A 13,362-nucleotide genomic window follows, 5' to 3' on the forward strand; every position below is an offset into this window, starting at 1 on the left:
TATTGTCAAACAACAGTTCTGATCTGATTAGAGACTGCTGAAGGGGGATTTCGCTCAATGACACGCAATGAATGTTCTTTAGCCATCAAGGATTCAATCAAATATTGACTAGCTAGTTCAGGCATCATATTTTGACCACATGTAAAAATATCGACTGCCGAATAATTAGATTCAGGCCAAGTATGTATTGAAATATGAGATTCAGCCAGTAATGCAATCGCCGTAACCCCTTGAGGCTCAAATTTGTTACTTATCAAATTAAGAACTGTCGCATTTGCCAATTTAGCAGCTCTATTTAAAGTACAGCGCAAAAAGGATTCGTCATTTAATTTCTCGCAATCGCATCTATAAAGTTCCAACAAAAGGTGCTTACTTTGATGAGTTAATTTATTATCATCTTGAAACTTACTTAAAATTTGATTTTTTTTGTAGATTTCCATTTAAGAAAATTATATGAATTTAAGATTAGCTTAAAATCATGCGTTTTTTGAATTATAAGTGAATCATTTGTGATGAGCCTAAGAAAGACTGATTAAATTTATCTAAATGCGTCGCACTTATGAAACATTGACTATCTTTACCAACAGAATTTAATAACAAATTTTGCCTGGTTAAATCTAATTCCGCCAAGACATCATCCAATATAAGTATTGGAGGAACATTAAATGTTTTATTTAATAAATCCAGTTCAGCCATCTTCAAAGCCAAGATAAAAGTCCTTTGCTGTCCAGATGAACCATATTTTCTAACTGAAACATTGTTAATAAGAAACTCAACATCATCACGATGAGGTCCAAAATTACATTTACCAGTCAATGCTTCTATTGAACGCTGATTTAATAGTTGTTCTGCTATTTTTTTTCTAATCACTTCTTCTTCTTCTTCTTCTTCTTCTTCTGGGCTTATATTCTGTATCCCCGAAAGATAATTTATGCTTATTTGCTCTTTAGATTTACTTAAATAATTATGCCAATATTCAACATATGGTTTTATTTTTAATAAAGCCCTTCTTCTTCGCCTAAAAATTCTTGTACTTATTATTGACATTTGAATATCAAAGCTTTCAACAATATCTGTGGATTGAGTTTTTAAGAAACTTTCCGAACGCCAAAAATGACTTCTTTGTTTTAAAAGCCTGTTAAATCTGCTTATCAGATCAAAATATACTGGTTCAAGCTGAGATACGACTTTATCAATCCATGTTCTTCGATAACTGGGTTCACTTCTAACAATATCTATATCATTAGAACAAAAACATACACTTCGTATATAATTCTTTATTTCACTCTGTCTTTTCAAGATTGATTCATTGACATAAATTCTTTTAGGGCCTTTTCGGAATAAATTTAACTTTAAATCGTCTTTAAAATTTATCTGTCCTAAAACAACAGCCATATCACTATCATTCTCTATTAAATCTTTATCACTTAGTGCTCTATTAGATTTTAATTGACTTAAAAATTCAACCGATTCAAGTAAATTTGACTTACCAATACCATTACAGCCAAGAACAATTGCTCTTTGCTCTTTTAAATCAATTTCAAAACTTTTATGATTTCGAAAATTTTTAATTTTTAGTTTATTTAAAAAAATTTTTTTTGTGCATTCATTAATTAAATTAGCTAAGTTTAAAATATTTAGATTTTCTTTAAAGAAATTGAAAAATTAAAGGGCATGTAGCTCAGTTGGATAGAGCATCAGATTCCGGTTCTGAGAGTCGGGGGTTCGAATCCCTCCATGCTCGTAAAATAATTTTTAAAGTTTATATCCCATTACTCTTATTCCATTTGGATCTAGTATAAATCCATTTTCTTCTAGACTTATAAACGAAGACACTGGAGCCTGTACAGAAATACTGCATCCAGGCATTTCTCTATTTATTTTCTCAAGAGTTACTTGTAGCAATATTGAATAATAAAGTTGCTGATTATTATCTGGCAATGCACTTAAATTCCATAAGTTAGCATTCAATCCCCTGTCGGACGTAACCCTTACAAAGCCATATAATTTATTTTTTAATTCATTCTGTATGGTAAAAAAGAAATTACTTTTCTGAATAGCCTCAGTAAGAGCTTTTATTGGAAATGTCTCACTACCACAATTCGATAAAAGTTTGTTAACTTCTTTAGCTAATGGGATTTGAGAAGAGTTAACAAAATAACCTTCTGGTAGAACAAGTTTTTTTTTAGAAAAGTATTGCAATTATCAACCTGTATTTCTCATGCCAGCTGCTATCCCATTAATAGTTAAAAGTGCTCCCCTCAATAATTCGCTTCTGCTGTAAGCTCTTCTAGATTCGTCTTTATCTATAAGAAATTCGCTTATTGGAGGTTGTCTTGTTTGGTCTCTTAGTCTTCTTAGAAGTGAAACCTGCAAAAACCCTAATGGAATAATTGTCTTATTTCTCAAGCTTACTGATGATTTTAAGTCTCTATCAGATTCTAGGAGCTTATTTTTACCAGTAATTTCAAGTATTAAAGATTTTGTAAGATTATATTCTTTAGAAATTACTTCAAAAATATTATCAAAAGAATCTTTATTTTCTTTACTGCCAAGAGTATCAACATAATATCTAGCAACTTCCAAATCCACCTTAGATAATGTCATTTCGACCTTAGATATTAGCATCCTAAAAAATGGCCATCTTTGATGCAGAACTCTTAATAATTCAATTTGTTGTGGATCTGAATTTAATTCAGATGACAATGCAGTACCTACTCCAAACCAACTTGGTAAAAGAAATCTACTTTGTGTCCAACCAAATACCCATGGAATAGCTCTTAAACTTGATAAATCTTTTGCACCTTTTTTTCTTCTAGCAGGCCTACTAGATATCTGTAATTTACTTATTTCTTCTATTGGAGTTACCTCTTGAAAGAAATTCAACAAATCAGGATTCTCATGCACTAGTTTTCTATAATGAGACCTTGATGTTTCTGCCAACCTAGACATTAATTGATTCCATTCAGGAGTAGCGTCAAGTCTATTATTGACCAAACTATTTTGAATTACCGCTGTAGTAACAGTTTCAAGATTGTACAAAGCCAGTTCGGGAAGACTATATTTAGAGGCTAAAACTTCACCTTGTTCTGTTATTTTTATTCGCCCTTTTAAAGTACCGCTTGGTTGAGCCAATATTGCCTGATAGGCTGGACCTCCTCCTCTCCCTACAGAACCCCCTCTTCCATGAAAAAGTCTTAGCAATATATTATTTCTACTTGAGAGATTTTGAAGTGCTATTTGGGCTCTATGAATTTCCCAATTACTAGAAACAAACCCCGAATCTTTATTGCTATCAGAATATCCAAGCATTAATTCTTGCAGAGGTTTACAAGATTCTCCTACTTTTGGCAACAATGATCTATAGAAATCTAATTTAAACAACTTTTCCATTACTTCCGGTGCTCTTTTAAGGTCTTCCACAGTTTCAAAAAGAGGAACAACTAATAATTTTGATTTTTGCGAATTTTGATCAAGAAGTCCCATTTCTTTTGCCAATAAGAGAACTTCAAGCAAATCAGATGCACTATGACTCATTGAAATTACATAAGAATGACAAATGCGACTTCCAAATTCTTGCTGTAGTCTTTTAACCATTTTAAAAACTGAAAAGGTTTCTTCTGTAGTTTTTGTCCAGTTAACGTCAGATGGAATTAAAGGCCTTTTTGTATTTAATTCGTCTATAAGCCATTTAATTTTCTCTTCCTCAGACATTTGGTCATATTGAACAGATAAATCAAGATGATTTGTGAGCTCTTGTATGGCGTCACTATGCCTTGTACTCTCTTGTCGAATATCTAAACTTGCTAAAGAAAATCCAAAAATATGAACTTGAGTAAGTAAGGTATTCACAGACTCACAAGTTAAATCTGTACTAATTAAGCTATTTTTAATTAGTTCGAGATCATAAGTAAATTCATTTACTGACTTGTAATATAAGTTTTCAACTTTATCTAGATTTTTGCTATCAACTTCTCCCTCTAAGGCAAATTTCCACCCACTATCAGCTAATAAATTATTTCTTTCTTGTGTTAGTCTTAATTTCTCTAGAATATAGCTTAATTTCAATCTATAGGGTTCCGATCTATATCTTGTAGCTCTAGCTTCATATATTCCGGGGAATTTAACCCTGTCAGTTTCTAGTGACTCTAATAAAGAGGAGCTGACTTGACTCCATTGCATTGAGACACTTAATTGATCTCTAAGATTAGACGTCGCAGCAATATATCTTTCCAACATTAACTGCCTTTGGTAGCAAGCAGTTCTCCATGTTATCTCAGGAGTCACCGATGGATTACCGTCCCTATCAGAGCCCACCCAAGACCCAAAGTTACAAAAAGATTCAGAGGGCATCTGAACATCTGGATAATTTTCAGTGAGTGCTTCAGCGATTCTGACCCTCAATTGAGGCATAGCATTAAACAAAACTTGCTGAAAATAATGCAAGGCATAATCAACCTCGTCTAAAACTGAAGGTTTAAATTGATGCAATTCATCTGTTCTCCACCAAAGTCTTACTTCCTCTTTTAATTGGGTTTTTAGAGAATTTTTTTCTTCTTTTGTTAGAAATTGCTCAATTTGTATTTTTTTTAATAAATTTGCTACTCTTGTTTGCTTATGTCTAATCGTATGTCTCACTATTTCCGTCGGATGTGCAGTAAAAACTAAACGAATATCCATTTCCTGCAATAACTCCTCTAATTTTCCAGGGGGAACATTTAATTTCCTCAGCCTGTAAAATAATTCTCTAAAAGTTACTGGCGCATTTTGCCTAGCCAATGCAGGGGCAAAAGGATCAAGATTGTCGGGCGATTTTTGAACATCCTTATTGGTAAAGCTTTGAATATATCTATCTTCTTCAACTCTTTGTTCCAAAATATTCACGAGTTGAAAATACAATGAAAAAGCCCTTGCTGCTGCTATGGATTCTGCTAAATCCATAGAATTTACAATATCAACTATTTCATTTTTAAAAGTTTTTGAACTATCGCCATTAATTTGTTTTGAATAACTTAATTCTTTAAGCTGTATCAATCTCTCTGCTTGATCATTTGGGCATTCTTCCCTTAGCACAGATTCCCATAGATCTTCAATTAGAAGACGATTTTTATCAAGTGGATCATTGTTACTTATCAGATCCACGTTATTATTTTTTATCTGTCGAAAAGATTCCATATAATCATTATGTCATAAGTGAAAATGTTCAGATCAAATGTTTATTTAAATAATCAAACATTCTAGATCTCACTCCTAATCATATCTTCGATAGAAATTTTCATTATCTGCTCAATAGAAAGACCTTTTTCATATTGATTTATCCATTTCATAGATTGATTGCCTTCTTCAAGCACTTTATAGATAGGATTTAAAAGATGTTTCATTCCAAAATCTTCTGCTGTGGATGATAAATCTGATAATAAGTTTTGAATCCATTCTCTACAAATAACTTTTTTTCCATCTTGCCAGTGAATTAACTCTGAATTAAGACTATCTTTAGCAGCATTAATTTCATTTTGATCACATATTTCTGACAACTCATCCATAGAAAAAATACTAGCATTCATAGGATCTAAGGTATTTATATTTTCAAAAAGATTCAAAATCCTTAGTTCTATCATGGCCGTTATTCCTAATAGAAGATTAATATCATGAACAAAATCACAAATTCTTAATTCCAAACGATCAAGAATTAAAGGTCTTTGGGGACCATTAGGTCGGATTGAAGACCAAAAATGCCTAATATTTTGCATATTTTTATTAGATATATTTTCCTCTATCCAGTCGATATAAGAATTATGATTTACAAAAAAAGGAACCCTACTTGGTGTTTTAGGAAACTGGATCCATCTCTGAGAGTGATTATTGGTAATTTTATTATTTAAAAAGGGTGAACTAGCACTTAATGATAAATATAGAGCAGCCTCAGATCTTATAAGCCTTATAGCTGTAAAAAGTTTATCTAAATCGTCTATTCCTATATTTATATGGACGCTTGAAGTTGCAATAGATATTCCATAATTATCTTGAATAAATTGATGATAGACGTTGTCAATATCAGATCTTTGAAATTGAATATCATGTTTAAAACAAAGAGTGGAGGAAGGAATGATTGTTAAATTTTTAGTATTAAGCCACTTTCTTAACTTTTTTCTTGGAATTATTAATTTCTCATATAGAAACTTGTAGTTTTTTTCAGGTGTTGTTATGTATTCAACATTTCTGTTATCTGGCTCTTTTACAAAGTCAGAAAATTTTTTCTCAATATCAGCTGAAACACCAATATGAGAATCTAAAGAACCTGTAAAGAGTTCCACCTCAAAACCTTTATAGAGATTATCTTTACTCATTTATTTATTTAAACAGGCTAATGCTTTTAGTATCCCTTTAGCTTTATTAATTGTCTCTTTATATTCATTTTCAGGTGAAGAATCTGCAACTATTCCAGCACCTGCCTGAACCGATACACTATATTTTCCATCTTTTGAAGGTTTAACTATCATTGTTCTTATTGTAATAGCCGTATTTAATGCACCATTAATATCAATAGATCCATAAACACCCGCATAAGGTCCTCTAGCATCTTTTTCAAAGTCTTTAATTAATTGCATTGCTCTTATTTTTGGTGCTCCAGTTACAGTTCCAGCGGGAAAACATGCCCTAAGCAAATCCCATACATCAGTATTATTTTTCAAGATCCCCTGTACTTCACTCACTATATGCATAACATGTGAATATTTTTCAATAACCATTAAATCTTTGACCTCCACAGTACCGATTTCACAAACTCTTCCAAGATCATTTCTTCCAAGATCTATTAACATTACATGCTCTGCTATCTCTTTTGGATCTTTTAACAAATCCTTTTCTAGTTCTAAGTCTTGTTGATTATCAATACCTCTAGGTCTTGTGCCAGCTATTGGTCTTAAGCTTGCGACAATCTCACTATTTTTATTTATTTTACCTTTAACCATTACTTCAGGACTCGAACCTATCAAATACCATGAGCCAAAATCAAAAAATGACATGTATGGAGATGGATTAACCATCCTCAAACTTCTATATAAACTAAAGGGATCATTATTGACTTGAGTTTGAAATCTCTGACTTATAACTATTTGAAAGATATCTCCCTTTTTTATGTATTCCTTTGCAGAGAGAACTGCATCCTCAAAATCTTTTTTCTTCCAATTACTTTCTAGATCTAAATTCAAATTCTCATTTTCATTCCAATCTAAAAACTCATTTTCTTTTAGAGGAACTCTCATTAAATTTCTAGTTTCCTGAATTTTAGAAATTGAGTTTAGATATAACTCTTCAATCGAAGACTCTCTAGAAGAAGTTGTATCTGCATAAACCACTGCAGTAATACATCTTTTAATTTGATCAAAAACAACTAATTGATCAAAAAACATCCATGAACCATAAGGGATATTGTTTTCTGGTATTTCATTTATTGGAACGCTTGGCTCTATTCGATTTATTAATTCATAACCCCAAGAGCCATATAACTGTCCAATTGATGGTAATTCTTCGAGCATGGTTGACTTATATTCCTTTGTCCAACTTTTTAAAATATCAAAAGGATCACCTTTATGTGTTTCAGTTTTGCCATTATTCCATGTTTTAACTGTTTCTTCTCCATAACAAACGGCTTCCCAAAGAGGTTTAGTAGCAACAATACTCCACCTACCCAAATTCTCCCCACCTTCAACAGATTCAAGAAAAACACCATGGGAATCTTTTGAAGATAATTTTAACCAAGTCGATAATGGAGTCTCTAAATCCGCTGGCCAAGTTTCAACTATAGGTATAAAATTTTTACCTTCTTTGTAAGCCTTTAAAAAACTATCTTTCTTTGAGCTGATCATATTAATAATGTCAGCCCAAATTATAATTATTTTCTTCTTTTATATCAACTTTAAGGAAGTTAATCAAAAGTATTCTTAGTTGTAAATTTCAAACCAGCTGGATTAGGATTCTCACCTATTCTCCTAGGATTATGACCTACTTTCTCTCTGCCTTCATTTACTTTTTCAGGGAAAACACCATCCTTTGGGTGTAAAAATTCAATATCGCCACCTGGGAAAATTCGGTAGATTTTAAAATCTTCAATCCTTGGTTTGAAAGCTCTTAATTGTGTCCCTAGTGCAAGACATTGTTCTTTTCTTGCAAAGTACATTAAATTATCACCTTCATGCATTAAAGCCGCTCCGCCGGTGGGCAATTCAAATGCTTGTTCTTTTGAACTTTTCCATACAATTGCATATTTTTCTTCGGTTTCTGCTGAGTTTAATAAACCCCCAGTACTTCCTATATGCTTTGGAAATTGACCAACTAAAGTTTCAGTCATCCTAGATTTTGAGTTATTTCTTATAAGAAATTAGCATTCATATTTTGCAAAATTCAAAATTAATAGGAAATTTTCTACATTATTTAATATATGAAAAACTTTTTTGTGATTTTATTTTGAATCTGAAATTGGAAAAAATACCGTCAAACCTGTATCACGTCTTTGTGTGACATGCCCTCCTAAACTAGCTAACAACTTTTGAGTTGCATTTTGACTAAGTTGTAAACTTCCAGTTTGAGGGTTCCAATTTAAAACAGGACCAATATCAGAACCGTTATCTTTTTGTAGAATTTCTTTTTGATTGTTATCTAATTTTTGTACTTTGAGTTGAAGTTTGAGTTTTTGACCAGCTGGTCTTAATTCTAAAATTAATGTACTGCCTTCTTTTAATCCTCTAGTATTTTTATCAATTAATCCTCTTAACATTAATTCTAATTTTTCAGAATCACTCAAAATTTGTGGAAGTTGTTTGGGGATATCTATCTTCAAAGAAATACCACGTCGGTTTAATTGTTTATTCCATAAAGGAGCAAGCTTACTGAAAATTTCGGATAAATTAATTTTCGCCAAGTTATTCAATGATGACACTTCATTACCAACTAATTCTGCTGCATTAAAGATTAAACCAAACCTATCAATTTGTTCATTACATTCATTATCTATTTGAATTAAACGATTTCTCATTGATTCATCCATTTTATATTTTTTTAAAGTAGAACTTATTAGGGTTCTTATTGTTGCCAAAGGAGTTCTTACTTCATGAGAAATTGCACGTAATAATTTTGCTTCAGTTATTTGCACATTTTTTTCATCATTTTTCACAGAATTCTGTATATTATGATTTGGAGAAATATTTGCTAATTTTGCCGATAATATCGGCCAAAATAATTTTTCAAATTGATTATTAATATTAAGGTTACCTAAATTATTGATTGCATTACGAAATTTTACTCCTTCCTCATAATTTTCTTGATTTAATTTTGCATGCATTAATTCAATTGAAAGTTTAAGGCTTTCTTCATCACACTTCATTAATAGAATTTTTTTATCTTTTTCTCCTACAATTGATAATATGCATTGAAAATTTGGAGTGATTATCATCAAAAAAGGTTCATAACCATCTTCTTGACAAAGATTTAAGACTTTATAATTACAAACTAAATCAAAATCTTTTTTTATCTTTTCTGAATTATTGACTGGCAAAAAACCTGCATTCTCATTTTGAAAGTATGGAAACCCCTCAGGAGACCAAAGCCACCCATGAAGTTGATTTAAAAATTTTTTATCATTAAAAGCTGGCAAAGGCGAGGCAACCCACATCCCGCCCTGTTTATAATTCTGAGAAAGGAAATCTTTTTGAATAACTTCTAAGGAAGCCCACCACATTCTTCTGGATGTATCGTCATCCACATATATGGTTTGGACTCCTTTAATCAAAAGCTCTTGAATTTTTTTTATAGTTATTTGCGATTTCATCAACTTCTTAGTGATCTAGAACGTTTCAATATAGATAAAACAAATCCAATGGATATAAAATTAGTCACCAATGACGTTCGACCATAGCTCATAAAAGGAAGGGGAATCCCAGTAACTGGTCCTAATCCAATAGTCATAAATAAGTTAATAATTATTTGAAATAAAAAAGTTGAGGTTATTCCAACAACAATTAGAGATTCAAAGTTAGTTCTAGCAATTGTTGCAGTATTAATAAGTTTTTTAATCAAAAAAAAGAACAAAAATAAAACTATAGTGCACCCCACAAAACCTAATTCTTCCCCTAAAGCACTGAATATAAAATCAGTATGCTGTTCAGGTATAAATTGCAAATTAGTCAGCTTACCTTGCAATAAACCAGTTCCAAATAATCCTCCAGAACCAATTGCAATTTGACTCTGTATCAAATGATATCCGCCACCTAATGGATCTCTATTTGGATCTAAAAACAAAACTAATCTATCTTTTTGATATTCTTTTAAGCCATATTGCCACAAAATTGGTGTAAATTTTGCCACTAAAATATGGAACGAAATAGAGAAAGCAGAAAAAATAATTTTCTTTTTTGAAGATCTATAAGCAAGATATCCTATAACTGGAATCCAGAAAATAAGAAGAGTTGGTAAGGTTATATACAATATAGATGTGATAATACAAAGTACTAATATCAAAATCCACTCTATGGGCATTTGCGACCAATAGAGCATCACACTTGTCAAAACAATTAAAACTAAAGAGGTACCTAAGTCCGGTTGAAAGAAAATTAATAACCAAGGTATAACTACTACTAATAAGGGTAATAATAAATCTCTTATTGTTAGAATTATTTTTTTGTCGAGTACTAAAGCAAGAGTTAATACAGTACTAAGTTTAGCCACCTCTGAAGGCTGAAAAGAAAAGATGCCCAAGTTTAGCCATCTTTGAGCTCCAGAAACTGAAATCCCAAAGAAATAAATTAGTAATAAGGATATTAAAGTACACAAATAAAATGGAAAAACATACTTTCTAATTCTCTCTATTGGTATATAGGAAATAAAAAATGCTAAGAAATAACCTAAACAACCAGTTAGGATATGACCTAAATAGTTCGATACCAAAAATTCACTCTGAATACTTTTTATCAATAAACCCGAAATAATAACTAAAAACAGGGGAATTATAAGTAGCGGAGAAAATAAAAAACCTCTATTAAAGTTATCTTTTTTTTGTAAAAATCCTCTTTTATTTAATAAAGAAATTCTCTTAAACATCAACTAAGTATTAACAAATTGATTCTTAATTAATTGAGCTAAATTACCAAATACAACAGAACTTTCTTTATTGGGCTGGCTTATTGAGATTGGTACACCTTTATTACTATCATCAACGAGAGGGATTTCAATAGGAATTTGAGCTAATAATGGTAATTCATTTTCGATAGCTAATGTTTGTCCACCACCTTTACCAAAAATTTCATATTTTTTACCTGGCATATCTGGCGGAATAAATACTGACATATTTTCTACAATTCCCAGTAAAGGTACTCCGAGTTGTTTAAACATTGCTAATCCCCTCCTTGCATCTTGCAGAGATACTTGTTGAGGAGTAGTAACAACTATAGCGCCAGAAATAGGCACAGATTGAGAAAGAGATATTTGAGCATCTCCTGTTCCTGGAGGCAAATCAATAACCAAAAAATCGAGATTATTCCATTCAACTTGGTATAAAAATTGCCTGATAATACTATTAAGCATTGGTCCTCTCCATATAACTGGCTGACCTTCTTCTATGAGGAAACCCATTGATACCAATGAAATTCCATATTTATTTATTGGTATTAACCTTTGATCACTACCACTACCTTCTGTAACCTTAGGATTCTGTTCGGCAACTCCCATCATTGAGGGAGTATTAGGTCCATATATATCCGCATCAAGCAACCCAGTTTTTAAGCCTAATTTAGCTAGCGAACAAGCAAGATTAACTGCAATGGTACTTTTCCCAACTCCACCTTTACCACTGCTAACAGCTATGATATGCCGAATCCCATCAATCTTCTGCAACTCAGGCACATTACTTTGATTTTGAGATTCTGTTTTGGAAGGATTATTATCTATCTCTATTTGAACATCATCAATATCTTCAAAATCCAGTAGTACCGCTCTAACTTCTTCTACAATTCTATCTCTCTGAGAATTTGCAAACGATGGTAACGATAATGTTACGATTACTCTCGGTATAGTTACTCTTACATTTTTAATCCAGGATAATTCAATTACATTTTTCTGTGATCCAGCATCTAGAACTTTTTGTAAAGCAAAATTCGCATCTTCTATTGTGGTCATTAAATTTTTAAATATTTTGACAAGGTAGTCGACTGTTTAAAAGATTAAGAACTATGTCGAACTATCAAATAATAGGCAATAAGGACCCACTAAGAGAAATTATAAAGAGAAACTTATAATTAACCAAAAAAAATTTTTTCTTCAAGATTTACTAAATACATGTTGAAAGAACCTCCTAAAAACTCGAGAGAAAAAACTAAAAATCTCTTGTTAACTCTACAGGACAAAATTTGTTCAGGACTGGAAAATGTAGATGGCAAAGGGAAATTTACAGAGGAATCCTGGCTAAGAGACGAAGGTGGCGGTGGAAGATCAAGAGTATTGAAAAATGGTTCTATTTTTGAGCAAGCAGGCGTAAATTTCTCAGAAGTACAGGGAAAAGAATTACCTCAATCTATTATCTCTCAACGGCCCGAAGCAAAAGGTCATGAATGGTTTGCTACGGGAACTTCTATGGTTTTGCATCCTAAGAATCCCTATATTCCTACAGTTCATCTGAATTATCGATATTTCGAAGCTGGTCCTGTTTGGTGGTTTGGGGGAGGTGCAGACTTAACCCCTTTTTATCCTTATCTTTCTGATGTAAGGAATTTTCATAATGAGCATAAAAAAGCTTGTGAGAAAGTTGATCAAGATTTGCATAAAGTTTTCAAACCATGGTGTGATGAATATTTCTTCTTGAAGCATAGAAATGAATCTAGAGGCATAGGAGGTATTTTTTATGATTATCAAGATGGTTCAGGCAATATTTATAGAGGAAATAATCAAAATGGAGAAGCATCAAAAGCTTCAGAAAATATTGGAAGATCTAATTTAAATTGGGATGATTTATTTTCTTTAGCGGAAAACTGTGGACAGGCATTCCTCCCTTCATATTTGCCCATTATTGAAAAAAGAGCTTCTCAAACATATTCATCTAAGGAAAGAGAATTCCAGCTATATCGAAGAGGTAGATATGTTGAATTCAATTTAGTTTGGGATAGAGGGACGATTTTTGGACTACAAACAAATGGCAGAACTGAATCTATATTAATGTCCTTACCACCTTTAGCTAGATGGGAATATGGATATAAAGCTAAAAATGGTTCTCGAGAGGAATTTCTCACATCAATTTTTACAAAACCCCAAGATTGGTTGAAAGATAAAGAGTTAGAGAAATTCTGTATAGAGAATAATATTTTTGATTAAAAATTA

The 13,362-nt window shown here is 31.9% G+C and carries 11 protein-coding genes and 1 tRNA gene; 2 read left to right on the forward strand and 10 right to left on the reverse strand.

The window, feature by feature from the left end; translation table 11 throughout:
* Window positions 1–5: 5 nt before the first annotated feature.
* Window positions 6–440, reverse strand: a complete 435-nt coding sequence (gene speD, locus EU98_RS02695; RefSeq protein WP_032516087.1) for an adenosylmethionine decarboxylase — start codon at window positions 438–440, stop codon at window positions 6–8.
* A gap of 52 nt (window positions 441–492) precedes the next feature.
* A complete protein-coding gene (gene recF / locus EU98_RS02690; RefSeq protein WP_072165461.1) occupies window positions 493–1,593 on the reverse strand; it encodes a DNA replication/repair protein RecF in 1,101 nt (366 codons plus the stop codon).
* Window positions 1,594–1,670: 77 nt separating this feature from the next.
* Here recF and EU98_RS02685 point away from each other — a divergent pair.
* Window positions 1,671–1,744, forward strand: a tRNA-Arg gene (locus EU98_RS02685).
* A gap of 11 nt (window positions 1,745–1,755) precedes the next feature.
* Here EU98_RS02685 and EU98_RS02680 read toward each other — a convergent pair.
* The 8 genes from EU98_RS02680 to EU98_RS02645 all read right to left on the reverse strand — a co-directional run bounded on the left by EU98_RS02680 (window position 1,756) and on the right by EU98_RS02645 (window position 12,168).
* Window positions 1,756–2,202, reverse strand: a complete 447-nt coding sequence (locus EU98_RS02680; RefSeq protein WP_032516089.1) for a hypothetical protein — start codon at window positions 2,200–2,202, stop codon at window positions 1,756–1,758.
* Window positions 2,203–2,205: 3 nt separating this feature from the next.
* Window positions 2,206–5,175, reverse strand: a complete 2,970-nt coding sequence (gene ppc / locus EU98_RS02675) for a phosphoenolpyruvate carboxylase (protein ID WP_032516090.1) — start codon at window positions 5,173–5,175, stop codon at window positions 2,206–2,208.
* Between the two features lie 62 nt (window positions 5,176–5,237).
* The gene (gene gshA, locus EU98_RS02670) at window positions 5,238–6,347 is read right to left on the reverse strand and encodes a glutamate--cysteine ligase (RefSeq protein ID WP_032516091.1); all 1,110 of its coding nucleotides are present in this window, start codon (window positions 6,345–6,347) and stop codon (window positions 5,238–5,240) included.
* Window positions 6,348–7,868 (reverse strand): anthranilate synthase component I family protein, encoded by a 1,521-nt coding sequence (locus tag EU98_RS02665; protein ID WP_032516092.1) that lies wholly within the window; start codon window positions 7,866–7,868, stop codon window positions 6,348–6,350.
* A 59-nt stretch (window positions 7,869–7,927) separates the two neighbouring features.
* Window positions 7,928–8,350, reverse strand: a complete 423-nt coding sequence (locus tag EU98_RS02660; RefSeq protein ID WP_011819190.1) for a photosystem I reaction center subunit II PsaD — start codon at window positions 8,348–8,350, stop codon at window positions 7,928–7,930.
* 111 nt (window positions 8,351–8,461) lie between these two features.
* On the reverse strand, window positions 8,462–9,826 hold the full coding sequence (locus EU98_RS02655) for a sensor histidine kinase (RefSeq protein ID WP_032516093.1): 1,365 nt from the start codon (window positions 9,824–9,826) through the stop codon (window positions 8,462–8,464).
* Window positions 9,826–11,094 carry a rod shape-determining protein RodA gene (gene rodA, locus EU98_RS02650; protein WP_032516094.1) on the reverse strand — a complete coding sequence of 423 codons (1,269 nt, stop codon included), beginning with the start codon at window positions 11,092–11,094 and terminating at the stop codon, window positions 9,826–9,828. Before rodA ends, EU98_RS02655 begins: the two co-directional genes overlap by 1 nt.
* A gap of 3 nt (window positions 11,095–11,097) precedes the next feature.
* A complete protein-coding gene (locus tag EU98_RS02645; protein ID WP_032516095.1) occupies window positions 11,098–12,168 on the reverse strand; it encodes an Mrp/NBP35 family ATP-binding protein in 1,071 nt (356 codons plus the stop codon).
* A 159-nt stretch (window positions 12,169–12,327) separates the two neighbouring features.
* Here EU98_RS02645 and hemF point away from each other — a divergent pair, with 159 nt between their 5' ends.
* Window positions 12,328–13,356, forward strand: coding sequence for an oxygen-dependent coproporphyrinogen oxidase (gene hemF, locus EU98_RS02640; protein ID WP_032516096.1), 1,029 nt, complete (start codon window positions 12,328–12,330; stop codon window positions 13,354–13,356).
* Window positions 13,357–13,362: the final 6 nt, after the last annotated feature.

Source organism: Prochlorococcus marinus str. MIT 9314 (genome assembly GCF_000760035.1).
GTDB lineage: Bacteria > Cyanobacteriota > Cyanobacteriia > PCC-6307 > Cyanobiaceae > Prochlorococcus_A > Prochlorococcus_A marinus_B.

What these genes read in the sequence shown, in the direction of transcription:
- speD (WP_032516087.1), bottom strand. Translation starts at nt 440, where the DNA reads ATGGAAATCTACAAAAAAAATCAAATTTTAAGTAAGTTTCAAGATGAT.
- ppc (WP_032516090.1), bottom strand. Translation starts at nt 5,175, where the DNA reads ATGGAATCTTTTCGACAGATAAAAAATAATAACGTGGATCTGATAAGT.
- gshA (WP_032516091.1), bottom strand. Translation starts at nt 6,347, where the DNA reads ATGAGTAAAGATAATCTCTATAAAGGTTTTGAGGTGGAACTCTTTACA.
- EU98_RS02665 (WP_032516092.1), bottom strand. Translation starts at nt 7,868, where the DNA reads ATGATCAGCTCAAAGAAAGATAGTTTTTTAAAGGCTTACAAAGAAGGT.
- EU98_RS02660 (WP_011819190.1), bottom strand. Translation starts at nt 8,350, where the DNA reads ATGACTGAAACTTTAGTTGGTCAATTTCCAAAGCATATAGGAAGTACT.
- EU98_RS02655 (WP_032516093.1), bottom strand. Translation starts at nt 9,826, where the DNA reads ATGAAATCGCAAATAACTATAAAAAAAATTCAAGAGCTTTTGATTAAA.
- rodA (WP_032516094.1), bottom strand. Translation starts at nt 11,094, where the DNA reads ATGTTTAAGAGAATTTCTTTATTAAATAAAAGAGGATTTTTACAAAAA.
- EU98_RS02645 (WP_032516095.1), bottom strand. Translation starts at nt 12,168, where the DNA reads ATGACCACAATAGAAGATGCGAATTTTGCTTTACAAAAAGTTCTAGAT.
- hemF (WP_032516096.1), top strand. Translation starts at nt 12,328, where the DNA reads ATGTTGAAAGAACCTCCTAAAAACTCGAGAGAAAAAACTAAAAATCTC.